Source organism: Frigoribacterium sp. PhB160, from assembly GCF_003751785.1.
GTDB lineage: Bacteria > Actinomycetota > Actinomycetes > Actinomycetales > Microbacteriaceae > Frigoribacterium.
Map to the genome: position 1 here is coordinate 181,383 of NZ_RKIE01000003.1, position 25,580 is coordinate 206,962.

The 25,580-nt window shown below is 74.9% G+C and carries 24 protein-coding genes; 8 read left to right on the forward strand and 16 right to left on the reverse strand.

Features of this window, described 5'->3' with window-relative positions; all coding sequences use genetic code 11:
* Positions 1-200 precede the first annotated feature (200 nt).
* Positions 201-1,181, reverse strand: coding sequence for an NAD(P)H-quinone oxidoreductase (locus tag EDF38_RS13885; RefSeq protein ID WP_123356400.1), 981 nt, complete (start codon positions 1,179-1,181; stop codon positions 201-203).
* Positions 1,182-1,245: 64 nt separating this feature from the next.
* Here EDF38_RS13885 and dcd point away from each other — a divergent pair, with 64 nt between their 5' ends.
* Positions 1,246-1,833, forward strand: coding sequence for a dCTP deaminase (gene dcd, locus EDF38_RS13890; protein WP_123356402.1), 588 nt, complete (start codon positions 1,246-1,248; stop codon positions 1,831-1,833).
* A 303-nt stretch (positions 1,834-2,136) separates the two neighbouring features.
* Here dcd and EDF38_RS13895 read toward each other — a convergent pair whose 3' ends face one another.
* Positions 2,137-3,108: a helix-turn-helix domain-containing protein gene (locus EDF38_RS13895; RefSeq protein WP_158613386.1), complete on the reverse strand. Its 972-nt coding sequence runs from the start codon at positions 3,106-3,108 to the stop codon at positions 2,137-2,139.
* Between the two features lie 250 nt (positions 3,109-3,358).
* Here EDF38_RS13895 and EDF38_RS13900 point away from each other — a divergent pair, with 250 nt between their 5' ends.
* Positions 3,359-4,390 (forward strand): aldo/keto reductase, encoded by a 1,032-nt coding sequence (locus EDF38_RS13900; RefSeq protein WP_123356406.1) that lies wholly within the window; start codon positions 3,359-3,361, stop codon positions 4,388-4,390.
* 218 nt (positions 4,391-4,608) lie between these two features.
* On the opposite strand, the gene EDF38_RS13905 is transcribed toward EDF38_RS13900, so the two are convergent.
* The 6 genes from EDF38_RS13905 to EDF38_RS13930 form a co-directional block, all read right to left on the reverse strand.
* A complete protein-coding gene (locus tag EDF38_RS13905) occupies positions 4,609-5,460 on the reverse strand; it encodes a tryptophan-rich sensory protein (protein WP_123356408.1) in 852 nt (283 codons plus the stop codon).
* Between the two features lie 141 nt (positions 5,461-5,601).
* On the reverse strand, positions 5,602-7,827 hold the full coding sequence (locus EDF38_RS13910) for a heavy metal translocating P-type ATPase (RefSeq protein ID WP_123356410.1): 2,226 nt from the start codon (positions 7,825-7,827) through the stop codon (positions 5,602-5,604).
* A 67-nt stretch (positions 7,828-7,894) separates the two neighbouring features.
* Complete coding sequence (locus tag EDF38_RS13915; RefSeq protein ID WP_123356412.1) at positions 7,895-8,353, reverse strand: DUF3817 domain-containing protein; 459 nt, start codon at positions 8,351-8,353, stop codon at positions 7,895-7,897.
* 181 nt (positions 8,354-8,534) lie between these two features.
* Positions 8,535-9,446, reverse strand: a complete 912-nt coding sequence (locus tag EDF38_RS13920) for an oxidoreductase (RefSeq protein WP_233572472.1) — start codon at positions 9,444-9,446, stop codon at positions 8,535-8,537.
* Positions 9,443-10,021: a molybdopterin-dependent oxidoreductase gene (locus EDF38_RS13925; protein ID WP_123356414.1), complete on the reverse strand. Its 579-nt coding sequence runs from the start codon at positions 10,019-10,021 to the stop codon at positions 9,443-9,445. Before EDF38_RS13925 ends, EDF38_RS13920 begins: the two co-directional genes overlap by 4 nt.
* A gap of 81 nt (positions 10,022-10,102) precedes the next feature.
* Positions 10,103-10,597, reverse strand: coding sequence for a hypothetical protein (locus tag EDF38_RS13930; RefSeq protein WP_123356416.1), 495 nt, complete (start codon positions 10,595-10,597; stop codon positions 10,103-10,105).
* 208 nt (positions 10,598-10,805) lie between these two features.
* Between EDF38_RS13930 and EDF38_RS13935 the strand changes: the two genes are divergently transcribed.
* The 4 genes from EDF38_RS13935 to EDF38_RS13955 all read left to right on the forward strand — a co-directional run bounded on the left by EDF38_RS13935 (position 10,806) and on the right by EDF38_RS13955 (position 14,638).
* A complete protein-coding gene (locus EDF38_RS13935; protein WP_123356418.1) occupies positions 10,806-11,426 on the forward strand; it encodes a superoxide dismutase in 621 nt (206 codons plus the stop codon).
* Positions 11,427-11,667: 241 nt separating this feature from the next.
* Positions 11,668-12,939, forward strand: a complete 1,272-nt coding sequence (locus tag EDF38_RS15970) for a sensor histidine kinase (RefSeq protein WP_158613387.1) — start codon at positions 11,668-11,670, stop codon at positions 12,937-12,939.
* Complete coding sequence (locus EDF38_RS13945; RefSeq protein ID WP_123356420.1) at positions 12,936-13,610, forward strand: response regulator transcription factor; 675 nt, start codon at positions 12,936-12,938, stop codon at positions 13,608-13,610. The genes EDF38_RS15970 and EDF38_RS13945 overlap by 4 nt, the downstream gene beginning before the upstream one ends.
* Positions 13,611-13,783: 173 nt before the next feature.
* Entirely contained in the window at positions 13,784-14,638 is an 855-nt protein-coding gene (locus EDF38_RS13955; RefSeq protein WP_148061504.1) for a hypothetical protein, read from the forward strand.
* A 58-nt stretch (positions 14,639-14,696) separates the two neighbouring features.
* Here the strand turns inward: EDF38_RS13955 and EDF38_RS13960 are convergent, their stop codons facing one another.
* On the reverse strand, positions 14,697-15,350 hold the full coding sequence (locus tag EDF38_RS13960; protein WP_123356424.1) for a ScbR family autoregulator-binding transcription factor: 654 nt from the start codon (positions 15,348-15,350) through the stop codon (positions 14,697-14,699).
* 95 nt (positions 15,351-15,445) lie between these two features.
* Entirely contained in the window at positions 15,446-16,441 is a 996-nt protein-coding gene (locus tag EDF38_RS13965; RefSeq protein ID WP_123356426.1) for an EamA family transporter, read from the reverse strand.
* Between the two features lie 71 nt (positions 16,442-16,512).
* Between EDF38_RS13965 and EDF38_RS13970 the strand changes: the two genes are divergently transcribed.
* On the forward strand, positions 16,513-17,442 hold the full coding sequence (locus tag EDF38_RS13970; RefSeq protein ID WP_123356428.1) for a LysR family transcriptional regulator: 930 nt from the start codon (positions 16,513-16,515) through the stop codon (positions 17,440-17,442).
* A gap of 69 nt (positions 17,443-17,511) precedes the next feature.
* On the opposite strand, the gene EDF38_RS13975 is transcribed toward EDF38_RS13970, so the two are convergent.
* Together EDF38_RS13975 and EDF38_RS13980 are read right to left on the reverse strand one after the other, a co-directional pair.
* The gene (locus tag EDF38_RS13975; protein WP_123356429.1) at positions 17,512-18,879 is read right to left on the reverse strand and encodes a M23 family metallopeptidase; all 1,368 of its coding nucleotides are present in this window, start codon (positions 18,877-18,879) and stop codon (positions 17,512-17,514) included.
* Between the two features lie 256 nt (positions 18,880-19,135).
* Positions 19,136-19,519, reverse strand: coding sequence for a MerR family transcriptional regulator (locus tag EDF38_RS13980; protein WP_123356431.1), 384 nt, complete (start codon positions 19,517-19,519; stop codon positions 19,136-19,138).
* Positions 19,520-19,658: 139 nt separating this feature from the next.
* Between EDF38_RS13980 and EDF38_RS13985 the strand changes: the two genes are divergently transcribed.
* Complete coding sequence (locus EDF38_RS13985; RefSeq protein ID WP_233572473.1) at positions 19,659-21,227, forward strand: SulP family inorganic anion transporter; 1,569 nt, start codon at positions 19,659-19,661, stop codon at positions 21,225-21,227.
* Between the two features lie 262 nt (positions 21,228-21,489).
* Here the strand turns inward: EDF38_RS13985 and EDF38_RS13990 are convergent, their stop codons facing one another.
* The 4 genes from EDF38_RS13990 to EDF38_RS14005 all read right to left on the reverse strand — a co-directional run bounded on the left by EDF38_RS13990 (position 21,490) and on the right by EDF38_RS14005 (position 25,446).
* Positions 21,490-22,518, reverse strand: coding sequence for a C40 family peptidase (locus EDF38_RS13990; RefSeq protein WP_148061505.1), 1,029 nt, complete (start codon positions 22,516-22,518; stop codon positions 21,490-21,492).
* 303 nt (positions 22,519-22,821) lie between these two features.
* Positions 22,822-23,406, reverse strand: coding sequence for a DUF1992 domain-containing protein (locus EDF38_RS13995; RefSeq protein WP_123356435.1), 585 nt, complete (start codon positions 23,404-23,406; stop codon positions 22,822-22,824).
* Positions 23,407-23,518: 112 nt separating this feature from the next.
* A complete protein-coding gene (locus EDF38_RS14000) occupies positions 23,519-24,634 on the reverse strand; it encodes a Gfo/Idh/MocA family protein (protein ID WP_123356437.1) in 1,116 nt (371 codons plus the stop codon).
* A complete protein-coding gene (locus EDF38_RS14005) occupies positions 24,631-25,446 on the reverse strand; it encodes a sugar phosphate isomerase/epimerase (RefSeq protein WP_123356439.1) in 816 nt (271 codons plus the stop codon). The genes EDF38_RS14000 and EDF38_RS14005 overlap by 4 nt, the downstream gene beginning before the upstream one ends.
* Positions 25,447-25,580: the final 134 nt, after the last annotated feature.

Here is a 25,580-nt window from a genome sequence, read left to right on the forward strand (position 1 = left end):
GGGGCCCGTGGCCTCGATGACGACGCCTCCCGCCGTGACGGGCGGCGCTCGGACCGAGCCCGAAACGGGCCGATCCCGCCCGTCTCGGCTGCTCCGACCCGCGTCGCGGTCGCCTCGCCGTCTCGGTTGCCTCGCCTCCGCGGCTGCCGCGCCTTCGCAGCTGCTTCGCCCTAGGGTCGGCCGCCTCGCCTCAGTTCGCCTCAGCGGACGGCGAGCACGATCTTCCCCGAGTGCTTCCCCGACTCCATGCGCTCGTGCGCCGTGGCCGCGAACTCGAGCGGGTACACGCTGTCGAGCACCGGTCGCACCGTGCCGGCGGCGACGAGCGGCCAGACCTCCTCGCGCACGGCGGCCATGATCGCGCGGCGCTCCTCCAGCGGACGGGCCCGCAGCGTCGTGCCCCAGATGCGGCCGCGCTTGCCCATGAGGGCGCCCACGTCGATCGTCGACTCGGTTCCCTGCTGCGTCGCGATCACCATGATGCGGCCGCCCACGGCGAGCGCCTCGACGTCGCGGGCGAGGTAGTCGCCGCCGACGAGCTCGAGCACGACGTCGACGCCGCGTCCGTCGGTCAGGTCGCGCACGACCTCGACGAAGTCTTCACGCTTGTAGTCGATGCCCCGGTCGGCGCCGAGCTGCTCGCAGAACTCGACCTTGTCGGGCGTCCCCGCGGTCGCGTAGACGGTCGCCCCGAACGCCTTGCCGAGCTGGATGGCGATCGAGCCGACCCCGCTCGTGCCGCCGTGCACGAGCAGGGTCTCTCCGGCCTGCAGGCCCGCCGACATGAACACGTTCGACCACACGGTCGCGAGCGCCTCGGGCAGGCCGGCCGCCTCGACGAGGTCGAGTCCCTTGACGTAGGGCAGCAGCAGGCCCTCGTCGACGGCGACGCGGTCGGCGTAGCCGCCGCCGCTCAGCAGCGCCACGACGTAGTCGCCGAGGGTCGTGTCGACGACCTCGCTGCCGAGGGCCACGACGGTGCCGCTCACCTCGAGGCCGGGCCAGTCGGGGGCGCCGGCGGGCGAGGGGTAGCGGCCCTCGCGCTGGGCGACGTCGGCGCGGTTGACGCCGGCCGCGGCGACGTCGATCACGACCTCGCGGGGACCCGGGACGGGCTCGGGCACCTCGCTGACGATCAGGGCACGGGGCCCTCCGGGCACGGGGACGGTGACGGCACGCATGCCTCCATCCTCCACCCGGCGTCGGCCGGGCGGCCCGGCGCCGCCGCGTGGCTAGGCTGACCGGGTGCTGCTCTCCGACCACGACATCAAGCTCGAGCTCGACGCCGGACGCATCGGCCTCGACCCGTACGAGCCCGCGCTGATCCAGCCGTCGAGCATCGACGTGCGGCTCGACCGCCTCTTCCGGCTGTTCGACAACCACAAGTACCCCTTCATCGACCCTGCGGCGGACCAGCCCGAGCTCACCCGCCTGGTCGAGACCCCGGCCGACGAGCCGTTCATCCTGCACCCGGGCGAGTTCGTGCTCGGCAGCACCTACGAGCTCGTCTCCCTGCCGGGCGACGTCGCGGCACGCCTCGAGGGCAAGAGCTCGCTCGGCCGCCTGGGGCTCCTGACCCACTCGACCGCCGGCTTCATCGACCCGGGCTTCAGCGGTCACGTCACGCTCGAGCTGTCGAACGTCGCGACCCTGCCGATCAAGCTCTGGCCGGGCATGAAGATCGGGCAGCTCTGCTTCTTCCGCCTCAGCTCGCCCGCCGACCACCCGTACGGCTCGAGCGAGTACGGCTCGCGCTACCAAGGGCAGCGCGGCCCGACCGCGAGCCGGTCGTCGACGAACTTCGTGCACACGGACGTGTCGGACCGCGACTGAGCGACGACCACCCGCCAGGAGGCGCGCCGGGGGCTCGTCTCGCGCGCCCTCGCCCGGGGACGAGAAAGGGGTGCGGGGGAGACCCGACATCACCCCCGCACCCCTGGACTCGCGTTCCTGAACCGGGACAACGCGAGGCAGGCCCATCCTGCGACGGATCACGCGCCTCCGCATGTCGTGGTGGACAACAAACGAAGCGCCTGGTCCGCGGGCGAAGCGTTTCGGAGAAGTCCCCCCGCGCGGGGGAGCGCCCCGGGCCGCCGTGTGCGTTCACGGGCCCCGGCGGACGTGGTCGAGCCGCGGTCAGGCCTCGAGGGTCTCCCGCGGCGAGCGCCCGAAGCGGGCCGCGTAGGCGGCCGTGAACCGGCCGGCGTTCGCGAAGCCCCAGCTGAGCGCGACCCCCGCCACCGTGTGGCCCTGGGTCGGGTCGGCGACCAGCAGGTCGGCGTGGGCCCCGCGGAGGCGCGCGGCGCGCAGCGCGGTCATCGGCGTCGTCTCGAGGTGGCGGCGGAAGGCGAGCTGGAGCCCGCGCGGGGTGAGGCGGGCGGCCGTGGCGATCTCGACGACGCCGATGTCGTCGTGGGCGTGCTCCTCGATGTAGGCGAGCGCCCGGCGGACCGTCGACGGCAGGGGCCGCGTGTCGCCCAGCCCGGTCAGCCCGACGACGGTCGTCTCGAAGGTCTCGACGAAGGCGGCCACGAGCGAGCGGAAGGCCGCTCCCCTGATCAGCGGGCTCGCCATCGCGGCGTCGTTGCGGACGACGTCCTCGAAGACGTGGCCGACCGCGCCCTGCCAGTGCGAGGCGTGGGCCTCCGACACGGGCCGGAACGACAGCACGTCGAGCCCGGTCGGCGCCGCCAGCGACAGGCCGACGATCTCGCGCTCGACGGCCTCGCGGTCGAGCATGACCTGCGAGAGGTGGATGTCGTGCCAGTCGCTCTGCTTCTCGCCGTCGGTCGGGAAGACGAACCGGTCGCCGACGGCGGCGCGGATCTCGTCGCGGTCGCTCGCCAGCCCGAAGCGACCCTGCCGGACGACCGTGACGCAGAAGTACGGCAGGGGCTGGCTGGTCGCCCGCAGGTCGCCCGTGTAGACGACGTCGCCGAAGGCGAAGCGCTCGTCCCCGACGACGGTGCGCCGGAAGCGGAAGGGGTCCGCGCCTCCCACGTCCATGTCGGTCACGCGGTAGGTGCGGCGGATGAGCTCGTGGGCCACGTCGGGGTCGTCGGTGTCGATGCCGCGCACTCGCGGGTCGTCGATCGGAGCTGCCGACACGATGTCGTCCCTCGTCGAGGTGGGCACGCCGGCCGCGGGTGAGGAACGCCGGGTACGTCGGCCTGATCCGCCGACGAGGGCGAGCCTAGCGCGGGCCCCCGGTCTGTGGACACGGTGCGTACCCCGGTGGCTCGGGAGGCATCGGCGGGCCGCCCCGGCACCGTCGGCGAGACCCGGCGGGACTGTCCCCCGGAGCGACCTCGGGCGCCTCCCCCGGCCGGGTCCGCCCGGGCGGCGTAGCGTCGACGACATGGACTACAGGACCCTCGGGAACAGCGGTGCCTCCGTGTCGGAGCTGACACTGGGCACCATGACGTTCGGCGCCGAAGCCGACGAGACCACCTCTCACCAGATCCTCGACGCGTTCGTCGCGGCCGGCGGCACGCTCGTCGACACCGCCGACGTGTACAGCGCGGGGGTCTCCGAACAGATCATCGGGCGCTGGCTCGCGGCGCACCCGACGGAGGCGCGGCAGGTCGTGCTCGCGACGAAGGGCCGCTTCCCCATGGGGGAGGGACCGAACGACGTCGGGCTCTCTCGCCGGCACCTCGCCCGTGCCCTCGACGACTCGCTCGGGCGGCTCGGCGTGGAGCACGTCGACCTGTACCAGATGCACGCCTGGGACGCCTTCACGCCGATCGACGAGACGCTGCGGTTCCTCGACGACGCCGTCACCGCGGGCAAGATCGGCTACTACGGCTTCTCGAACTACCTCGGCTGGCAGGTCGCCAAGGCCGTCGGCCGGGCCTCGGCGCTCGGCTACGCGCCGCCCGTCACGCTGCAGCCGCAGTACAACCTGCTCGTGCGCGACATCGAGCACGAGGTCGTGCCGGCCTCGCTCGACGCCGGCATCGGCCTGCTGCCCTGGTCGCCGCTCGCCGGCGGCTGGCTGAGCGGCAAGTACCGACGCGACGAGTCGCCGACCGGCGCGACCCGCCTCGGTGAGGACCCGGCGCGGGGCATGGAGGCGTGGGAGGCGCGCAACGCCGACGAGCGCACCTGGACCGTCATCGACGCCGTCACCGCCGTCGCCGACGCGCACGGCGTCTCGGCGTCGCAGGTCTCGCTCGCGTGGCTGCTGTCGCGGCCGGCGGTCACCTCCGTGATCCTCGGAGCGCGGACCGTCGAGCAGCTCGACGACAACCTCGGCGCGTCGGGCCTCGTGCTCGGCGACGACGAGCTCGCCCGCCTCACCGACGCGAGCGCTCCCCGCGTCGACGACTACCCGTACGGCACCGCGGGCGTCGCGCAGCGCGACCGCCGCCTCGACGGCGGTCGCTGAGCGGCGCGGCGCGGCGGCCTGCGTCGCGTCCCGTCCTGCGCGTTGCGTCACGCTTTTTTTTCTTGACGCGATGCGCCGTGCGTGATGCGTGACGCGTGACGCGTGACCGGACCATCCTGCCGAGGGCGGGTACGCGACGACCCGCCCTCGACCTGACCGCGAGCGGCTGACGCCCGGACGAGCGCTGGCTCGCGCCAGCTCGGGGCTGCGCTCGCGCGCTACGCGGAGCGGTGCAGGTCGCGGGTCGCGCCGACCCGGCCCGAGCGGGCCCGCAGCGCGATCGTCGCCACGAGCACGACGACCGCCGCGACCACCGCGGTGACGCCGGCGGTCGTGTCGAGCAGCGTCCCCGTGAAGCGTCCGACCGCGACCCAGGCCAGGCCCCAGACGAGCGAGAGCATCGGCGCGAGGCGTCCTCGCCCGGCCGCCGCGACGGCGACGCCCGACAGCCCGGCGACGCCGAGGACGATCGCCGACCACAGCCCCGTCGACAGGTCGAACCCGTCGAAGCCCGAGTCGACCAGAGCGGCCGCGATGTTCGCCGCCGTGGCGACCGACACCCAGCCGAGGTAGAGGCCCATGGTGCCGTCGGTGACGACGGCGTCGACCCAGCCGCTCGTCGGCGTCCGGAAGAGGATGACGAAGATCCGCGCGAGCACGAGCAGCAGGGCGACGATGACGACGACGCTGAGCCAGACGTCGCCGAGCTGCACCGCCGCGAAGAGCCAGCCCGCGTTGAGCAGCATCGACGCCGCGACCCAGTAGCCGAGGCGGCGGTGCCGGTCGACGGCCCGCTGACGCGGCAGCGCCTGGAAGACCGCGTAGGCGATCAGGCCGAGGTAGATGACCGACCAGATCGAGAACGCCGTGGTGGCGGGGGCGATCGTCGTGGCGTCGGCGCTCAGCGCTCCGCCCGAGGCGTTCGACACCGACGTGCCGCCGAACGCGCCGCTGCCCACGGCGGCGAGGACGACGGCCAGCACCGCCGACACGACGACGACGATCTGGCGGACGACGTCGGACGAGGCGGCGGGGCGGACGGCGGCGGAGGCGGGGGCGGAGGTGCTCATGCGGGCGACGGTAGTCCGCGGATATCTCTTAGTTGCTGAATGATCAGCGGACTGTCAGGAGGCGCGGCCCGGCCCCCACGGACCGCCGCCGGTGCCCCGCCCCGCCGCTGCCGCTGCCCGCACCCCGCGCCCGCGCCCCGCTCAGGCCGCGGGCCGCCAGCGGCGCAGCAGCTGCGCGTTCAGCGCGACGACCACGGTCGACAGGCTCATGAGCACGGCGCCGGCCGCCGGCGAGAGCACGAACCCGACCGGTGCGAGCACCCCCGCGGCCAGCGGCACGGACAGCACGTTGTAGCCCGCGCCCCACACGAGGTTCTGGATCATCTTGCGGTAGCCGACCCGCGACAGCGAGATCACCGAGAGCACCGACCGCGGGTCGTTCGAGGCGAGGACGACGCCCGCCGACTCCACCGCGACGTCCGTGCCCGCCCCGATCGCGATGCCCACGTCGGCCCGGGCGAGCGCGGGAGCGTCGTTGACGCCGTCGCCGACCATGGCGACGCGCTGGCCTCGCTGCTGCAGCTCGGCGACGCGGGCGTCCTTCTCGCCGGGCCGCACCTCGGCGAAGACCTCGTCGATGCCGAGCTCGCGTCCGACCGCCTCGGCCACCTGCCGCGCGTCGCCGGTCACCATCGCCACCCGCACGCCCGCGTCGTGCAGGCGCCGCACGGCCTCCGCCGACTCCGGCCGCACCTCGTCGCGCAGCGCGAACGCCGCCTCGACCGATCCGTCGCGCACGAGGTAGAGCACCGCGGCGCCCTCGGAGCGCCACGGCTCGGTCGCGCGCTCGACCTCGGTCGGCACCGTCAGGGCGCGGTCGCGGAGCAGGCCCGGACCCCCCACCGCGACCTCGACCCCGGCGACGGAGGCCTGGACGCCGCTGCCGGTGAGGGAGCGGAACTGCTCGACCTGCGCCTCCCCGGCGTCGTCGTGACCGGCCGCGGCCCGGACGATCGCGCGACCGAGCGGGTGCTCGCTGTCGCGCTCGACCGCCGCGGCGAGGCGCAGCGCCTCGGCGTCCGACCCCAGGGACGACGAGGAGGCGCGGGCCACGTCCGTCACCGCGGGCTCGCCCTTCGTCAGGGTGCCGGTCTTGTCGAAGAGCACGGTGTCGACCGTCCGCATGCGCTCGAGGGCCAGGCGGTCCTTGACGAGGATGCCCGCGCGGGCGGCGCGCTCGGTGGAGATCGCGATGACGAGCGGGATCGCGAGGCCCAGGGCGTGCGGGCAGGCGATGACGAGCACCGTGACCGTGCGGGTGATCGCCTGGTCGAGGTCGCCGAGGAGGAGCCAGACGACGAAGGTGACGACTCCGGCGCCCGAGGCGAACCAGAAGAGGAGGGCCGCGGCGCGGTCGGCGAGGGCCTGCGCCCGCGAGGACGAGGCCTGCGCCTCGGCGACGAGCCGCTGGATGCCGGCGAGCGCCGTGTCGTCGCCGACGGCCGTGACGCGGACGCGGAGGGACCCGTCGGTCGCGACCGTGCCCGCGACGACGCGGTCGCCGGGGCCACGCGCGACGGTGCGCGACTCCCCCGTGATCATCGACTCGTCCATCTCGGCCTCGCCCGACGCGATCTCGCCGTCGGCGGGCACGCGGGCGCCGCTGCGGACCAGGACGACGTCGCCGGCGACGAGGTCGGCGACGGAGACCTGTTCGGTGGCGGCGGCGTCGTCGGTGCCGGTGGAGCCGTCGCCGGTCGGGTTGTCGCCGGCCGGGCCGTCGCCGGCCGGGCGGACGCGGTCGGCCGTGTCGGGGAGGAGGGCCGCGAGCGCGTCGAGGGCCCCGGAGGCGGCGCCGAGGGCGCGCATCTCGATCCAGTGGCCGAGCAGCATGATGACGACGAGGAGCGCGAGCTCCCACCAGAAGTCGAGGTCGAGGCCGCCGATGCCGAGCGTGGTCGCCCAGCTCGCGACGAACGCGACGGTGATCGCCATCGCGATGAGCAGCATCATGCCGGGCTGCCTGGCGCGGGCCTCGGCCACTCCCCCGCTGAGGAACGGCCAGCCGCCCCAGGCGAAGAGGAACGTGCCGAGCACCGGCGAGATCCACTCGGCACCGGGGAACGACGGCACGTCGTAGCCGAGCAGGCCCGCGAACATCGAGCTGAACGCGACGACGGGGATCGCGACCACGAGGCTCACCCAGAACTTGTCGCGGAACTGCGCGGCGTGGTCGCCGTGGCCTCCGTGACCGTGGTGGCCCGCGTGCGCGTCGTAGCCGGCATGCCCGGCGTGCGCGTCGTGGCCCGCGTGCGCGTCGCCCGCGGCCGACGCGGCCTGCCCGTGCCGCGCCGTCGCGAGCGACGAGTGGTCGGCCCCGGGGCGCTCGTCGGGGCCGGGGGCAGGGTGCTCGTGCGGGTCGGTCATGGTGGATACCCTAGGGGGGTATCGACGGCGCGGTCCAGGTCGAGCCGGATCGCGCCTCCTGGGCGGTTCAGCCGCCGACGGGCGGACCGATGATCAGCAGCACGACGAAGACGACCACGACGGCCGCGACCAGGAGCATCACCGCGAGGGCGAGGTGGCCGAGGATCCAGCGCAGCAGCCGGTCGGTGAGGCGCTGGTCGCGGGGGTCGTCGGTCGCGGTCAGGCGCCAGCGGCCCTCGAGCCCGCCGCGGCGGTCGATGGCCCGTTCCACCGGCAGCGACGCGAAGGGCACGACGGCGCTCGCGAGGGCGACGACGGTCGTGCCGGCTCCCCAGCGCTGGTTGACCGCGACGACGACGCCCGCGACGAGGTACGCGAGGAAGACGAAGCCGTGGATCGGCCCCGCGATGCTCACCGGCCAGTCGCCGACGCGCACCCCGTACTTGAGGATCATGCCGACGATCAGCAGCGACCAGGTCACGATCTCGGCGAGGGCGAACGAGCGGAAGAAGGCACGAGGCGACACGGGTGCTCCTGGAGGGACGCGGACGGGGTCGGTCCCATCGTCGCAGGGCCGTGCTGGGCGGCGGCTCCCGACGTGCACGGCGTGCAGCCGGAGCGGGCGGCGCGGCGTGCAGCCGGAGCGGGCGGCGCGGCGTGCAGCCGGAGCGGGCGGCGCGGCATGCAGCCGCGGCGCGCAGCGCGGCTCAGACCCCGCCGAACCGCTCCGTGCGCACCCGGGTCGGGTCGTGGCCCGCGTCGACGAGCCAGCCGGCGATCGCCTCGACGAACGAGTTCGTGCCGCACACGTAGACGAGCGGGTGCTGCTCGGCCGGCACGACGAGCGCGTCGAGGCGAGCCCGCGTGAGCCGCCCCGCGGGCTCGACCGCGTCGGCCGGGGCCTCGCGCGTGTAGGCCCAGCGGACCGAGACGGCGTCGCCCGGCTGCGCGTCGGCGGCGTCGAGCTCGTCGACGAACCAGCGGTCGGCCGGCGTCCGGACCGAGCACAGGAGTCGCATCTCCGGCCCCGCGGGCAGCAGCCCTCGTGCCCGCACCATCGCCACGAGCGGGGCGATGCCGGACCCGCCGCCGATCAGCTGCACGGGCGACTCCGTCGGCCGCGGCGCCCCGGCCGGCTCGGGCAGGACGGCGTGGACGGCCGAGTCGGGGTCGAACTCCGTCGGCGGCCAGACGAACCAGCCGCCGATCGGGCCGCGCACCTCGATCGGGTCGCCGGGCTCGGCGTGGTCGACGAGGTACGGCGAGACCTCGCCGTCGTCGAGTCGCTCGACCGTGATCTCGAACCGGGGCGGAGCGGCGGGCCCCGGCACGGCCGCGGGCCCGGCCGCGGCGGCGGGCCCCGCGCCCGAGCGTGACGTCCCCCGCACGTCCGACAGCGAGTACGAGCGGGTCGCCTGGTACCCGTCGTCGGCGGTCAGGCGCAGGTCGACGTGCTGACCGGCCCGCGCCGTGCGCAGCCCGGGCACCTCGACGACGAGCGAGCGGCCCCGGGCACCCTGCGGCGAGGCCGACACGACGGTGCCGGGCAGCCAGTCGAACGAGCCCCCGCCCGCGTCGGCCCCCGGCTCGGCTCCGGTACCGGCACCGGCACCGCTCACGCGTACCGCTCTTCGCGCCAGGGGTCGCCGTGGCCGTGGTAGCCCATGCTCTCCCAGAAGCCGCGGCGGTCGACCGCCATCGTCTGGATGCCCTGCAGCCACTTCGCGCTCTTCCAGAAGTAGAGGCCGGGCACGAACAGCCGCGCCGGGCCGCCGTGCTCCGAGCCGAGGGGCGCGCCCTCGTAGGTGTCGACGACCCACGCCTTGCCGCCGAGCAGCTCGCTGAGCGGCAGGTTCGTCGTGTAGCCGCCGTAGCTCGTCGCCATGGCGAACTCGTGGTCGGTCTCGAGGCCGTCGAAGAGGGTGTCGAGCGAGACCCCCGACCAGTGCGTGCCGAGTTTCGACCAGCTCGTGACGCAGTGGATGTCGGTCTCGACCTGCTCGTGCGGCAGCGCCTGGAAGTCGGCCCAGCTCAGCGAACGCTGCCCCTGCTCGGTGCCGACCTGCAGCTCCCACCGCTTGATGTTCGGGGTCGGGCCGGCCGACAGCACCGGGAAGCCCGACTCGAGGTGCTGACCCGGCGGGAGGCGCGGGTCGACCTCGCGACGTCGGCCGAAGCCCGTGAAACCTGCCATGGTGCGCCTGCCTTCTCGTCGGGGGTGGTCACGCTGGGTCGAGTCTGGCCGTCGCACGTGCCCGGCGGCCAGCGCGGACGCTCACTCGAGGGTCGCCGTGCCGACCTCGTCGCCGTCCGCGGAGACGATCGACACCGCGACGGGCCGGTCGGCCACGTCCTCCGGCAGGTCGACGACGGTCGTCGAGGGCACGTAGTCCATCGTGCACGGCCCGGGGTCGGCCGCGCCGAGCGTCACCACGAGGCCGTCGGTGCCGTCGGCCACGAGCGAGCCGACGGGCACCGGACAGGTCGAGCTGCCCCAGGTCGTGACGGCGACCGTGCGGCCCTCGTGGGTCCAGGCCACCGACGGCGCCCCGTCGCCCTCGACCAGGTCGCCCGAGGCGGGCGTCGGCGTCGAGCTCGGCACCGTCGTCCGCCGCGCGGCGGGGTCTCCCCCGGCGCCGGCCGACGCGTCGCCCGGCGAGGCGCAGGCCCCGAGCACGACGGCGAGGCCGAGCGCGCCGGCGGCGAGCAGCAGCACGGCGGGGGCGCGGCGGGGACGGAGGCGGGACGTGTCGGCGAGGGGACCAGGCATGGGTCCATGGTGCCGCAGGCCTCCGACGAGAGCGACCCGCGCCTCCTCGTGGGCCCTGGCCGGGGTCGGGCCGAGCCCCGGCGGAGACGAGCCGGGCCCCGGCAGGCGTCGGCGACCCCGACGGACGCCGCCGGCCTGGGAGCGAGCCGGACCGCGGCTGGACAAGGGTCATAGGCTCGGGGGGCACGACTCCCTCGAAAGGACCGACATGGCTGAGTACACCCTCCCGGATCTCCCGTACGACTACAGCGCCCTCGCGCCGCACATCAGCGCGCAGATCATGGAGCTGCACCACTCGAAGCACCACAACACCTACGTCACCGGCGCGAACACCGCGAACGCGGCCCTCGCCGAGGCCCGCGAGAGCGGGAACCTGGCGAACGTGAACAAGTTCGAGAAGGACCTCGCGTTCAACCTCGGCGGCCACGTGAACCACTCGATCTTCTGGACCAACCTCACCCCCGAGACCGGCGAGCCCACCGGCGACCTGCTCGAGGCGATCGGCCGCGACTTCGGCGACCTCGAGAAGTTCAAGGCGCACTTCACCGCCACGGCGCTCGGCGTCCAGGGCTCCGGCTGGTCGGTGCTCGCGTACGACGTCATCGGTCAGCGCCTCAGCGTCTTCCAGCTCTTCGACCAGCAGGGCAACGTGCCGTTCGGCCTCGTCCCGCTGCTGATGCTCGACGTCTGGGAGCACGCCTACTACCTCGACTACCAGAACGTGCGCGCCGACTACGTCAAGGCGTTCTGGAACATCGTCGACTGGGACAACGTCGGCCAGCGCCTCGCCGCCGCGACGACCAAGACCCAGGGCCTGCTGACCTTCTAGCAGCCGCCCCCCGACGCACCGCGTCCCGGGTCCCGCACCGCGTCTCGTCGCTGTGGGCGGCCGGGGCGCGGTGCGTCGTCGCGTGCGGGCCGCGATGCGTCCGTCGCCCCCGGGGTCGTGCCGACGGCTCTCCCCAGCCCCCGACCGACGGTCCCTCCCGCCTCGGCGGCGCCTGCGACCACGGGATGAAAACCCCGGCCGGAGGCGCGGGTCGGCGACGCCCTCACCTAACCTGTCGACCATGATCGACGCACGACGGTGGGGCCGGCACGCCGTCGCGCCCGCCGTCGCGGTCGTCTACTTCGCGTTCTGGGTCGCGACCGCCTGGGGGCTCGGCGGCGTCGCCGACAACAGCGTCGTCTTCGGGCTCTTCGCCCTGGCGATCGGCCTCTCGTTCTGGATGCCCGCGACCTCGCTCGCGCTCGTGCTCGTCGTGCCCGTGCTGCAGCTGGCCGGCCTGGCCGAGGCCCCGTCGCAGCACACGTGGGCGGCGTACGTCGCGATCGCGCTGGTCATGGCCTTCGTCGCCGTGAAGCCGTCGCCGTGGCTGCGCCTCGCCGCGCTCGTCGTGGCCGCCGTCGCGGCGGGCCTCGCGGCGTGGCTGCTCGCCGTGCCGACCCTGACCCGGCCGCAGAGCTGGAGCACCTGGGTCGGGGCGGGCACGACCGGGCTCCGCATCGAGTTCTCGCTGCTGATGGCGGCCCTGTTCGGCGTGTTCGCGGGAGCGTGGGCGATCGGCGTGGCCTTCGCGAGCCTCCGGCGGGTGCTCATCATCCGCGAGGCGCTCGAGGCCACCGAGACCCGGTTCGAGGCGACCGACCTCGAGCTGCGCCTCGCGCAGGACCGGGCGCGCATCTCGCGCGACGTCCACGACGCGCTCGCGCACTCCCTCGCGGTCGTCGTCTCGCAGGCCCAGGGCGCGATGGCCCTCCGCGCGACGCGGCCGGAGGTCGCCGACGAGTCGCTCCGCACCATCGCCGAGGTCGGACGCACCGCCCTGGTCGACGTGCGGCGCCTGGTGGAGCGCATCACGCAGGACGACGACGTGACCGCCCCTCGCGAGACCCTCGACGACGTCGACAGCCTCGTGACGGCCATGCGCGAGGTCGGCATGGAGGTCGACGTCGTCGTGGAGGGCGCCCCGGGCGACCTCGCCCCCTCGCAGGAGCTCGCCGTCTACCGCATCGTGCAGGAGAGCCTCACGAACGCCCTCAAGCACGCCGGCAGCACGAGCCGCGTCTCGGTCGTGCTCGACTGGCGCGGGCGCGGCCTGTCGCTGCTCGTGACCTCGCGGGGCCGCGGCGCGCCGCTCGTCGCCGCGCGCACCGGGGCCGACCGCGGCGCAGGGGTGCGCGGCATGACCGAGCGCGCACGCCTGGCGGGAGGCTGGCTGACCGCCGAGCCCTCGCTCGACGGGTCGGAGTTCGCCGTCACCGCCTTCGTCCCGACCCGCGGCGTGCCCGACCACCGGCCCGCCCCCGCCGCCCTGCACCACGAGAGAGAGACCTCATGATCCGAGTCGCCGTCGTCGACGACCAGCCCCTGTTCGCCTCGGGGCTGCAGATGCTCATCGAGGCGCAGCCCGACCTCACGTGCGTCGGCACCGCCGTCGACGGTCGCGAGGCGCTCGCCCTCGTCGAGCGCGAGCAGCCCGACGTCGTGCTGATGGACCTGCGCATGCCGGTGATGAACGGGCTCGAGGCGACCGCGCGCATCCTCGAGGGGGTCTCCTCCGACGACCTGCCACGCGTCGTCGCGCTGACGACGATCCAGCGCGACGAGGCCGTGTTCGGGGCGCTCAAGGCCGGCGCCTACGCCTTCCTCACGAAGGACGCGACGCCCGACGACGTCATCACGACGATCCGGGCCGCCTACGCCGGCGACCCGGTGCCCACGGCCGCCGCCGCCCTCGACGTGGTGCACGAGTTCGCCGTGCCGCCGACGGCGCCGCCGCGGGTCGACCCGCTCGAGCCGCTGTCGCCCCGCGAGCGCGAGATGTTCACGCTCGTCGCGCGCGGCCTCAGCAACACCGAGATCGCGACCGAGGCCTACCTCAGCGAGGCGACCGTGAAGAGCCACGTGCGCGCCGTGCTGCAGAAGCTCGGCATGCGCAACCGCGTGCAGATCGTCGTCTTCGCCTACGAGAACGGACTCGTCGACGGCACCGGCCGGAGGCGCGGGTGACGTCGCCCGAGCCCGTCACGCCCCGGCCCGGTGCCCGTCCGCCACGGGCGCCGCGTCCCCCTCGGGCGGCGCGTCCTCCCCGTGCGCCGCGTCCGCCGCGTGCGCCCGGTTCGCGGGAGCGCCTCGCGAAGCGCCTGACCCTCGGGGCCGTCGTCGCCGTGGTCGGGGCGGTCGTGGCCGTCGGCATCCCGGCCAACGCGGCCTGGACCCTGCCGACCCTGCCCGACCGCGACCGCGAGGCGTGGACGATGCCGCTCGACCAGTACGTCTCGGTCGGCCAGATCGAGCTCGCCTACGCGCAGGAGCTGATGCTCGAGCCCTGCATGGCCGAGACCACGGGCGCCGACGCGACGGTGCCGTGGCGCGACGTCGACGCCGCCGCCTACGCCGCCGAGCGTCAGCCGATCCGCGCGTTCGACCTCGCCGACGCGCGGGAGCGCGGCTACCACGTGCCCGAGACGACCGACCCGGGCGAGGCCGCGTGGCGGGAGTTCCAGCTGCGGCAGACCTCGGCCGCCGAGACGACCGCCCGTGACGCGTGCCTCGACGAGCTCTACTCGCAGCACCCCGAGCTGCTCTCGGGCGCGCTCGGGTCGTTCACGGGGTCGGTGAGCGACGTGGCGATCAGGCTGAGCAACGCGGCGTTCCTCGCCGCGCGGGAGGACGACGCGGTGCTCGCGACCGTGCCCGCCTGGACCGAGTGCATGGCCGGGGCCGCCGCCGTGACCGGGTTCCCGCTGGCGGCCACGCCGGCGGGCATGCCGACGCCCGAGATGGCGGCGGCCTTCGCCTCGTCCGACCCGACGACGCGGGTCTCCGACGAGGAGATCGCCCTCGCCGGGTCCGACGCCCTCTGCCGCGAGTCGTCCGGCTACCTCGACGCGCTCTACGACGCCGAGTGGCGGCGGCAGCTCACCGTGCCCCACGACTACGGGGAGCGTCTCGCCCAGGTCGACACCGGTGCCGTGGCCGCCGCGAAGGAGACCGTGGCCCGGGCCCTGACGCGCCTCACGCCCGAGCGCCCCTGACGGCCGCCGTCCCCGGGCGGCAGGCGAGCGGCCTCGAACCGCGCCTCCGGCGCCGGGGTCAGGGGGCGGCGCGACGACCCGTCTCGAGCAGGAGCGCGGGCAACGACTCGACGAGCAGCTCGCGACCCGGCGCGACGAACGACGGCAGCACGTAGCGGAGCAAGTCGGCGAGGCGCTCGACCACGTCCGCCCGGCCGGTGATCGCGCCCGAGAGGGTCTGCACGCCGACGTAGGCGCCGACGAAGAAGGTCGAGGCGCGGTCGACGTCGAGGTCGGCGCGGAAGTCTCCCTCGCCGACGGCGGTGCGGACCAGCCCGCCGATCTCGTCCAGCCACTCGACGTAGGGCTCGGCGACGACGAGCTCGGGGTCGCCGCCCTCGGTGGTGAGCCGGAGGCCGGCCGAGACCATGACGTCGGTCGTGAGCTGGACCGCGAGCGACGCGCTGAGCACCGTGAGGGCCTCGGCCGCCGACGACGCGGCCGTGGTGACCGACTCGCCGAGCTCCCGCGACGACCGGTGCTGCTCGGCGATGACCGCGTTGGCGAGGGCGGCCTTCGAGCGGAAGTGGAAGTAGAGCGCACCCTTGGTCACGCCCGCGATCTCGGCGACGCCGTCGAGCGACGTGCCGGCGTACCCGCGCGCGACGAACGCGCCCGCCGCGGCCTGCAGGATGGCCGCTCGGGTCGCCACGGCTCGCTGTTGCTGGGCCATCTGAGCACCCTCCGGTGGGGCTCTCGACGCGCCGTCCGGATCGGTCGGGAGTCCGGCGCAGACCGGACCGCTCTCGGACGACGGGAGAGCTGCGCTCAGGCTAGCGGGGTCTCCCTGGTCCGCGTCGGGTCGTCGGCCCGGGGCCCTTCCGTCGGCACCGGCCCGTCGACCAGCACCGGCGCCGCGACCGGCTCGCCCCCGACCGGCGGAGGCGCGGTGCGGCTCCCCCGCGGAGCCCGGCTCGCGACGAGCACGCCCGCCACCACGACGACCCCCGCGCCGAGCTCGACCAGGTCGGGCACCTCGTCGAACGCCGCCCACGACGCGAGCACGCCGACGACCGGCACGAGCATTGAGAACGGCGCGACCGTGCTCGAGGGGTAGGTCGCCAGCAGGCGCGTCCACAGCCCGTAACCGAGCACCGTGGCGACGAGCACGACGTAGAGCAGACCGACCACGCTCGGCAGCGCCTCGGCCGTCGCGACGGTCGCGAGGCTCTCGCCGATCCGCCCTGGACCCTCGATCGCGAGCGACAACGCGAGCATCGGCACCGGCGGCACGACCGACATCCACAGCGTGAGGTGCAACGGGTCCGGCGCGGCCGCTCGGCGCACCGCGACGTTGCCGAGGCCCCAGCCGAGCGCCGCGCAGAGCGTCAGAACGACGGGCAGCAGCGCCGCGACCTGCGACCGGTGGGCGGCGATGACGGCGAGCGCCAGCACGGCGACGCCGATGCCGATCGCCTGGCGACGCGTGATGCGCTCGCGCAGCCAGACGGCGGCGATGACGACGGTGAACGGGGCGCTGGCCTGCAGCACGAGCGACGCGAGACCCGACGGCATGCCGGCCGCCATCCCGAGGTACAGGAAGCCGAACTGCAGGATGCCCAGCCCGAGACCCACCATCAGGAGGCGCGCGACCGGGATCGCCGGACGCGGCACGAACAGCAGGGTCGGCACCGCCAGCAACGCGAAGCGCAGCGCCACGAGGAAGATCGGCGGGAAGTGGTCGAGCGCCAGTGCCGTCATCGGGAAGTTGACGCCCCAGCACACGACGACGACGAGGGCGAGGAGGCGGTCGCGAGGAGTCACCCCCTCAGACTGCCGGAGGCGCGGATGCAGGACCAGCGCGACTCTCGCCACCGTCCTTGTAGCCTCCCTTCATGGACGTCCGCCACCTCGACCTGCTGCGCGAGCTCGCCGAGCGCGGCAGCGTGACCGCCGTCGCCGCTGCCACGCACCGGTCGCCGAGCGCGGTGTCGCAGCAGCTGCGGACCATGCAGCGGCAGCTCGGCCTCGAGCTCGTGCGGCGGGTGGGACGCGGGGTGCAGCTGACGGAGGCGGGGACGGCCCTGGCCCGCGCCTCCTCGGCGGTGTCGACGGCGGTCGCCGAGGCGGAGGCGACCGTCGACGCCTGGCGGGCGGGGTCGGTCGGGGTGGTGAGCCTGGCGATCTTCCCGTCGGCCGCGGAGCTGCTGCTGCCCGGGCTCGTCCACCGCATGCGCGCCCACGAGCGCATCGAGCTGCAGGTCGCCGACCGCGACGTCTCCGAGGACGAGTTCGCGCGGCTCACCGCCGACGTCGACGTCGTCGTCGGGCACCGCTCCGACGGCGCCGCCCGGCCCGACCACCGGGGGCTGCGCGTCGTCCCGTTGCTGCGGGAACCTCTCGAGGTCGCGATGCCGCTCGACCACCGGCTGGCCGGGCGCAGCCGGGTCACGATGGCCGACGTCATCGGGGAGCCGTGGATCGGCGTGCCCGACGGGTACCCGATCGACCGGGTGCTGACCGCGATGGCGCTGCAGTCGGGCGTCGCTCCGCGGTTCGTGCACCGCACCGTCCACCTGCCGCTGATCGAGAACCTCGTGGCGGCGGGGCTCGGCGTCGCCCTCGTGCCGCGGCACACGTCGGCGCGGCGGGCCGCCGGGCGCTTCCACCTTGCGACGCTCGAGGACGTGCGGGCCGGCCGGTGGGTCGAGGCGCTCCTGCGACCGGAGCGGGCAGCACGCCCGGCCGTGCAGCGGGTGCTCGACGAGATCCGGGCCGAGGCGGCGGCGGCCGAGGCCGCGTCCGAGGAGGCGCGGCGCGGCTGACGCCGACCGGGCAGGTCCGCCGGGCGGCCCGGCCGGCGACCACGGGAACCTCTGCCGCGTGACCGGGCCTCAGCGCACGCCCTTGCCCGCCAGGAACACGACCGGGTCGGTCGCGACCCCGCCGAGCCGCACCTCGAGGTGCAGGTGGCAGCCGGTCGAGCCGCCGGCCGTGCCGACGCTCGCGATGTGCGCGCCCGCACCGACCGCCTGGCCGGTCGACACGTGGATGCCCGAGCGCTCCATGTGGGCGTAGGCGCTCGTGACGCCGCCGCCGTGGTCGACGACGACGAGGTTGCCGTAGCCGCTCGACGGCCCGGCGTAGGTGACCCTGCCGGCCGACACGGCGTAGATCGGGGTGCCGCAGCTCGCGCCGAAGTCGGCGCCGGCGTGCAGCTTGTACTCGCCCGTGATCGGGTGCACCCGGTAGCCGTAGGCCTGGTACGAGCTGAACGACCGGATCGCCGCGACCCAGCCGGTGCCCGGGTCGGGCTGCGTCGTGCCCGGGCCGGGGGCGCCGGGGCCCACGCCCGGGCCGGGCGCGATCGGACCCGTGCCCGGCCGCGCGCCGGCGGGCGGCGGGGTGGCCGCAGCGGCCGCCGCGGCGGCGGCGCGGTCGGCCTCGGCCTTCGCGTACGCCTGCTCGAGGGTGAGGCGGTCGTCGTGCAGGAGGGCGACCTGCGCCGCGAGGGTCGCCTTCTCGGCCTCGGCCTGCTCGACGCCCTCCCGGGCCGCCGTGCTCGTCGCCGCCGCCGCGTCGAGGGCCGCCCGCGCCTCGTCGACGAGCCGGTCGCGCTCGGCGAGGGCGACGGCGGCCTGGTCGGCGAGCGACGTCGCCAGCCGGTCGGCGGTGGTCGCCCGGTCGCGCAGGGCGGCGAGGTTCTCGCCGAGCTTCGTCGACATGCTGAGGCCCCGCAGGACCTGCTCGGCGTCGCCGCCGGAGGCCATCAGCTCGGAGGTGAGCCCGCCCCCGCCGCCGGGACGGGCCAGCAGCGCGGCCGCGTGGCCCACGACGAGCCGGGCGTCGTCGGCGTCGGCACGGGCCGCCTGGGCCTCGGCCTGCAGCGCCTCGTGCGCCGCGGAGGCCTCGTCGACGGCGGCCTGCGCGTCGCCGAGCACCTGTCCGGCGGCCTCGGCCGCCCCCTCGGCGGCGGCCGCTCGGGCGGACGCTGCCTCGACCGCGACGGCGATCTCGGCCAGCGCGTCCTGCTTCGCCTCCTCCGACCCGCGCGCCTCGAGCACCTGCTGCCACGTCGGGGCGGCGGCGGAGGCGCTCAGCGGTGCCCCGAGCACGGCGGTGAGGGCGATGCCGAGGGCCGTGGCGCTGCCGGCCAGCGAGCGCCGGGCGCGACCGGGGACTGAGCGGGGAGTCGGGCGGGAGGGACGCGGCGAGCGCCCCTGCGGGCGCACGGGGACGGACGGATCGACGGAGTGGTGCATGGTTCTCGGTCTCTGCAGGAGGGAGTCGGACGGTGGCCGGTGATCAGGCGGCCGGGGCCCGCGTCTCGGGTGACTGCGGTGGGACGAGCGTACCGGGGGGTCGCGGCGGGACGGCACCCCCGCGGTGCGGAGGAGGACGGGCAGGGACCGGGCCGGGCTGGGGAGGGACCGGCGCCTCCTCGTCTCCGCCGTCGGGGCGCCGACGCGACCTGGGGCGCCCCGCGACGCCGGTCGGCGGGCGCGGCGGCGACGCGGGTCAGCGGCTGCGCAGGAGCTCGAGGAACTCGTCGGCCATGGCGAGCTGCCGCTCGAGCCGGGCCCGCCGCTCGACGGTCTGCTCGATGAACGCCGCGAGCCGCTCTCGGGTGGCGTCGGGAGCCGCCTCCGAGCCCCCGCCCGCGACCGACCCGTCGCCGGTGTCGAGCGCGTCGACGACCCGCAGCAGCTCGGCCATCTCGTCGAGGCTGAACCCCAGCGGCTTCATGCGCCGGATCACCATGAGGCGCACGAAGTCGTCGTGCGTGTAGAGGCGGAAGCCGCCCTCGGTGCGCCCGGTCGGCTTGAGCAGCCCGACCTCGTCGTAGTGGCGGATGGTGCGCAGCGACATCTCGGTGCGCTCCGCGAGCTCGCCGATGTGCATCGTCGGCACGTCCGAGGTCGTCACGAGGCGTCGCCGGTCATCGATCGTGGCCCATCTCTACCCTCACGTGAGGGTAGGGTCGAGTGCGTCGGCAGAGTCGCCGGACTCCCTCATTCTCCCTCACCACCCCCGGAGCACCGTGACCCTCTCCTCCTCGACCGCTCCGCCGCGCGCCGACGACACCGTCCGCGGCGTGCTGCGCTCGCCCCGCCTGCTCACCCGCGAGGCCCTCGCCGGCATCGTGACGACCCTCGCGCTCGTGCCCGAGGTCATCTCGTTCTCGGTCATCGCGGGCGTCGACCCCATGGTCAGCCTCGTCTCGTCGGTCGTGCTGGCCGTCGTCATGTCGCTGCTCGGCGGGCGGCCCGCGATGGTGACGGCGGCGGCCGGGTCCGTCGCCCTCGTCGTCGCGCCGCTCGTCCGGGCCCACGGCGTCGAGTACGTGCTGCCGGCGGTGCTGCTCGCGGGCGTCATCCAGATCGCCTTCGGGACGGCGGGGCTGGCCCGCCTCATGCGCTTCATCCCCCGCTCGGTGATGATCGGCTTCGTCAACGCGCTCGGCATCCTCATCTTCGTGGCGCAGGTGCCGCACGTGATCGACGTGCCGTGGGTCGTGTACCCGCTCTTCGCGCTGACGATCGCGATCGTGCTGTTCCTGCCGCGCCTCACGAAGGCCGTGCCCGCCCCGCTGGTCGCCATCGTCGTCGTGACGGTGATCGTCGTCGCGTCGGGCCTCGACCAGGTGCGCACCGTCGGCGACGAGGGGCCGATGGGCGGCGGCCTGCCCGGGCTGACCCCGTGGCTCGTGCCGTTCTCGATCGACACGCTGATGATCGTGCTGCCGACCGCGCTGAGCATCGCCTTCGTCGGCCTCATGGAGACCCTCCTCACCGCGAAGCTCGTCGACGACATCACCGAGACCCCCTCGCACAAGGGCAAGGAGTCGTGGGCCCTCGGCGTCGCCAACATCGCCGCGGGCGCCTACGGCGGCATCGCGGGCTGCGCGATGATCGGGCAGACCGTCGTCAACGTCAAGATCGGCCGGGCCCGCACTCGGGTGTCGACGATCGCGGCGGGACTCTTCCTCCTGCTGCTCGTGACCGGGCTCAGCACGGTGATGGCACGCATCCCGATGGTCGCCCTCGCCGCGGTGATGATGATCGTCGCGATCAGCACCGTCGACTGGCACAGCGTCCGTCCGTCGACGCTCCGTCGCATGCCCCTGCCGGAGACACTGGTCATGGTGGTCACGGTCGTCGTCGTGGTCGCGACGGGCAACCTGGCGGTCGGGGTCGCCGTCGGCGTCGTGCTGGCGATGGTGCTCTTCGCCCGTCGCGTCGCGCACGTCCTCGTCGTGCATCGCACGATCGAGAGCGCCGGAGGCGCGGATCGCCTCCCCGGCACCGCCCCGGCCCCCGACGCCGGTCGCGTCCGCTACGACGTGGTCGGGCCGCTCTTCTTCGGCAGCAGCAACGACCTCGTCGAGCACTTCGCCTACGCCGACGACGCGGCGCGGGCGGCGGAGACCGGGGAGGCGACCGTCGTGGTCGACCTGACCCGCGCCTCCGTGTGGGACGCGTCGAGCGTGGCGGCCCTCGACTCGGTCGGGACGAAGTTCGCGGCGCACGGTCTCGGGGTCGAGTTCGTGGGGCTCGACGAGCGGAGCGGGGCGTTCCACGGCAGGCTCACCGGCCAGTTCGGGGAGTGACGCGACCCGCGTGCGCGCGGCGGCCGATGCGCGCGGCGGCCGGGCTCCGGGCGGGGCTCGGGCGGCCGAGGCCGGTGTCGCGTCACGTCCTGGTCGACGCGTCGCGGCAGAACGTGACGTGACGCCCAGGACGAGACGCGAGACGGCGCACGGCTTCGGGCCGCCACCGGCAGGCGCGGCGTACGGCGCACAGCGCGCGGCACCGGCGTGCAGCACCGGCGTGCAGCACCGGCGCCCGGCACCGGCGCCGGCGCCCGGCGCGCTACGCGCCGATGCGGACGAAGTGGTGCGGGCTGTCCCAGATGGGGCGCACCGAGACGAAGCCGCCGGGCTTCGGTGCGTCGAGGATCATGCCGTTGCCGGCGTAGATGCCGTCGTGCGCGAGGTTGTCGAAGACGACGAGGTCGCCGGGCACGGCGTCGGCCGCGGAGACCCGGGTGCCCTCCGAGTCCTGCGTGGGCACGTAGTGCGTCAGCTTGATCCCGAACTGCGCGTAGACGAACGTGATGAGGCCCGAGCAGTCGAACTTCGTGGGGTCCTCGCCCCCGTGCACGTAGGGCGTGCCGATGTACTGCGTCGCCACGGCCAGCACGAGGTCGCGGTCGAGGGTGTCGTAGAGGGGGTCGGCGAGGTAGCTCGCCGTGGTGCGACCGTCCCACTCGGAGTCGGCGGCGGCCGCCGTGTTGAGCACCTTCTGCGTCTGCAGGTCGACGATCGACGTCGCCGAGTACTCGTCGCGACTGACCGAGTCGGCGACGACGGACGGGTCGACCGCGAACTGCTGGCTGCCGACGCGGGCGTCGGGGTGCTGGCCGGAGGCGGCCGCGACCGCCTCGTCGCCCGCCGACGCGAACAGGGGCAGCGTGCCGCTGGCGGCGAAGCCGATGAGCGCCGCCACGACCGACACCTTCTTGACGACGCCGCCGAGGCGACGCGCGACCCCCAGGCGTGCGGCGGGCGTGCGGTCGGCCGCGGGCGTGCGGCCCGCGACGGCCGGGCGAGCAGCACGTGCGAGGCGAGCAGCCGCGACGGGACGACCCGCAGGCCGGGCTGCAGCGGCCGCCGCGGCACGAGCCGCGCGACGCGTGGGCAGCCCCGAGGAGGCGCGCCCCACCAGCACCCCGGAGGTCGCCACCGCGGCGCGGCCCTGGGCCATGCGGTGGGTCAGCGTGTTCTCGGCGGCGGCCTGCGTGGACGCCGCCACGAGCGCCTCGCAGGGCACGAACGACGAACGGCTGCCGTGCGGCAGCACGGCGGCGGTGGCCCGGCGGCGACCGCGGGGCCGGAGCATCGGAGCCTCGACCGAGACGGACGCCGGCGCCGACGGCGGCACCGAGACCGACGCCGCAGGAGAGGCGGAAGAGGCCGACGAGGAGCCCTGCGAGACGCCCGTGGACCAGCCGCCGGGAGCCGACTCACCCTGTGCCGAGCGGCGGGGAGAGGCGGGGTTCGTCACGCGGTTGTTCCTCACGGTCGATCGGACGGGGACGTTCGACCCTATCGCTCGAGCCGCTCCGGCACGACCCCACGTCCGGGCTCGCAGCCCGTTCATGGCTCCGGTCCACGTCCGGGCAGGGACGACGTGCCCGCCGGGTCAGCCCTGCTCGAGCCGCCGACGCCGCACCTCGCGCCTCAGCGCCCGGCGCTCACGCCAGGTCGGCGGAGGCGGCGGCACGGCCGCGCGGGCCGCGGCGCGGCGGGCGTCGCGGCGCTCGTGCCACCGCCGCACCTCGTCGTCGACCTCGCGCACCGGCGTGACGACGGGCGGGCCCCCGGTGAGCTGCCGGCGGGCCTCGACGATGCGTCGGTTGTAGTCGTCGACGTGGGCCCGCACGGCCGTCTCGGTGCCGAGGGCGTCGAGCGTGTCGTCGAACTCGGCGTGCTCGGTGCGGAGCGCCAGGGCGGGGGGCGCGAGCCCGGTGAGCCCCTCGCGCTCGATGAGCCCGCGGATCCACCAGTCGGGGTCGACGGTGTCGCCCGCGAGCCCGGGCAGCGGCTTGCCCGCGAGCGGAAGGTCGTCGAAGTCGCCCCGGGCCACGGCGACGTCGATCGCCGTGCGCGCCCAGGCGCGCATCTCGGCGGCGGTGCGGGTGTCACGGGGAGCGTCGTCCGCGGGCTTCGACCTCTCGGTGCGGTAGCGCGCCGCGTCGACCCGCGGGTCGCGTCTCTCGCTGGCCATGCCGAGAGGGTACGCCGCGCCCCCGACACCCGACCCAGCCCGCCCGGCCCCCGCCGACGAGGAGGCGCGGTGCAGATGATCCCTGCACCGCGCCTCCCCGGACTTGCAGGGCCTACAGCGTCGCGGCCGCCGGGTCGAAGTCCTCGGGCAGCGCCTCGGGCTTCGTGATCGACGACGCGACGTCGACGACGGTGCCGCTCTCGGCCGCTCCGCGGATGGCGAGCAGCACGTCGAGCACGTGGGCCGCGACCGCGCCGCTGGCCCGCTCGGGCACGCCCGCGCGGATCGAGCGGGCGAGGTCGACGACGCCCGTGCCGCGGCCCCAGAACGAGCCCTTGGCGGTGAGCGTCTCGGGCTCCTCCTTGCCGAAGGTCCACAGCGTGCTGTCGCCGTCGAACAGGTTCGGGTCGGGCAGCACGATGGTGCCCTCGGTGCCGCTGATCTCGACGAAGCCGTTGCGGGGCAGCGCGTTCTGGAAGCTCAGCGTCGTCTGGGCCGACTGGCCGGCCTCGAAGCTGATCAGCGCGGCGTGGTGCGTCGGCACCTCGACCGGGAACACGGTGCCGGCGCGGGGGCCGCTGCCGATCTCGCGGGTCTGGTGCGAGGTCGACGACACCGCGGCGACCTTCGACGCCGAGCCGAACGCGTGCACGAGGGTCGTGACGTAGTACGGGCCGATGTCGAACAGCGGGCCGGCGCCGTACGCGAAGAGGAACTCGGGGTCGGGGTGCCACGAGTTCGGGCCGGGCACGTGGAAGAGCGTCGTCGCGGTGAGCGGCGTGCCGATCTTGCCCGCGGCGATCGCGCGGAGCGCCGACTGGATGCCGCCGCCCAGCACGGTGTCGGGGGCGCAGGCGACGCGCACGCCCGCGGCGTCGGCCGCGGCGAGGAGGTCGGCGCCCTGGTCGTGCTCGAGCGCGAGGGGCTTCTCGCTCCAGACGTTCTTGCCGGCGGCGATGATCTGGCGGCCGACCTCGGCGTGCACGGCGGGCAGCGTGAGGTTGACGACGATCTCGATGTCGTCGCGCTCGAGCAGCTGCTCGAGGGTGCCGTGGGCGGCGACGCCGTACTTGGTGGCCTGGCCCTCGGCCCGCTCGGGGATGAGGTCGGCGATGAAGCGCAGCTCGACGTCCTTCACCTGCGACAGGGTGTCGAGGTACTGGCCGCTGATGTTGCCGGCGCCGACGAGGCCGACCCCGACGACGCCCGACCCGATGCCGCCGCTCACGCGCGGGCCTCGGTGTCGTTCTCGGCGAGCCAGGCGTACGACTCGGCGATGCCCTCGAAGACGTCGCCGGCGTAGGCGTCGAACTCGACGACGCGCAGCGCGGCGGGTGCCGCGGCGAGGATCGCCGCCACGTCGACGTCGCCCTGGCCAGCGGGGGTCTGCTGCTCGAAGGCGGCCTTCAGCGCGTCGGGCACCACGAGGGCGCTCTCGCTGCTCGGCAGGGCGGTGGCGATGTCGCCGCTGACCTTGCCGTCCTTGATGTGCAGCGCGACGACGCGGTCGCCGAGCGAGCGCAGCAACGCGGGGGCGTCAGCGCCGCCGACGGTGGCCCAGAAGGTGTCGACCTCGAGCACGGTCGCGGCCGAGAGCTGCTCGACGAAGAGGTCGTAGACGCTGCGGCCGTCGACCTTGTTCACGAACTCCCACTGGTGGTTGTGGTACCCGAAGCGGAGGCCGTAGCCGGCCGCCTGCTCGGTCAGCACGTTCACGCGCTCGGCGATGGCGGCGACGTCGTCCGCGGTCTGCCAGCGGTCGCTCGGGATGAACGGGTCGATGACCGTCTCGAGGCCGATGGTCTTGGCGGCCTCGAAGAAGCGCTCGGCGTCGTCGGCGTCGATGACGGCGGCGTGGCCCGTCGGGGCGGTGACCCCGGCGGCCGTCAGCGCGGCGGCGGTGGCGTCGGGGGCGTCGGCGAACCCGTAGGGCTCGACCTTCGTGAAGCCGATCTCGGCCAGGCGGGCGACGGTGCCCGAGAGGTCGTCGGCCACGGCGTCGCGGACGCTGTAGAGCTGTACGGAGGGGGGCGTGCTCATGAGGTACTCCTTCGTTCCTGAGGTCTGCAGGCGCGTCTCGATGCGGCGGCCTGGTCCATTCTGCTACTTCTGTCGACGCCCGTGCAAAAGTCGACCGACGATCGGCGTCACGAGCTGCTCGGAAATCGGGAGAA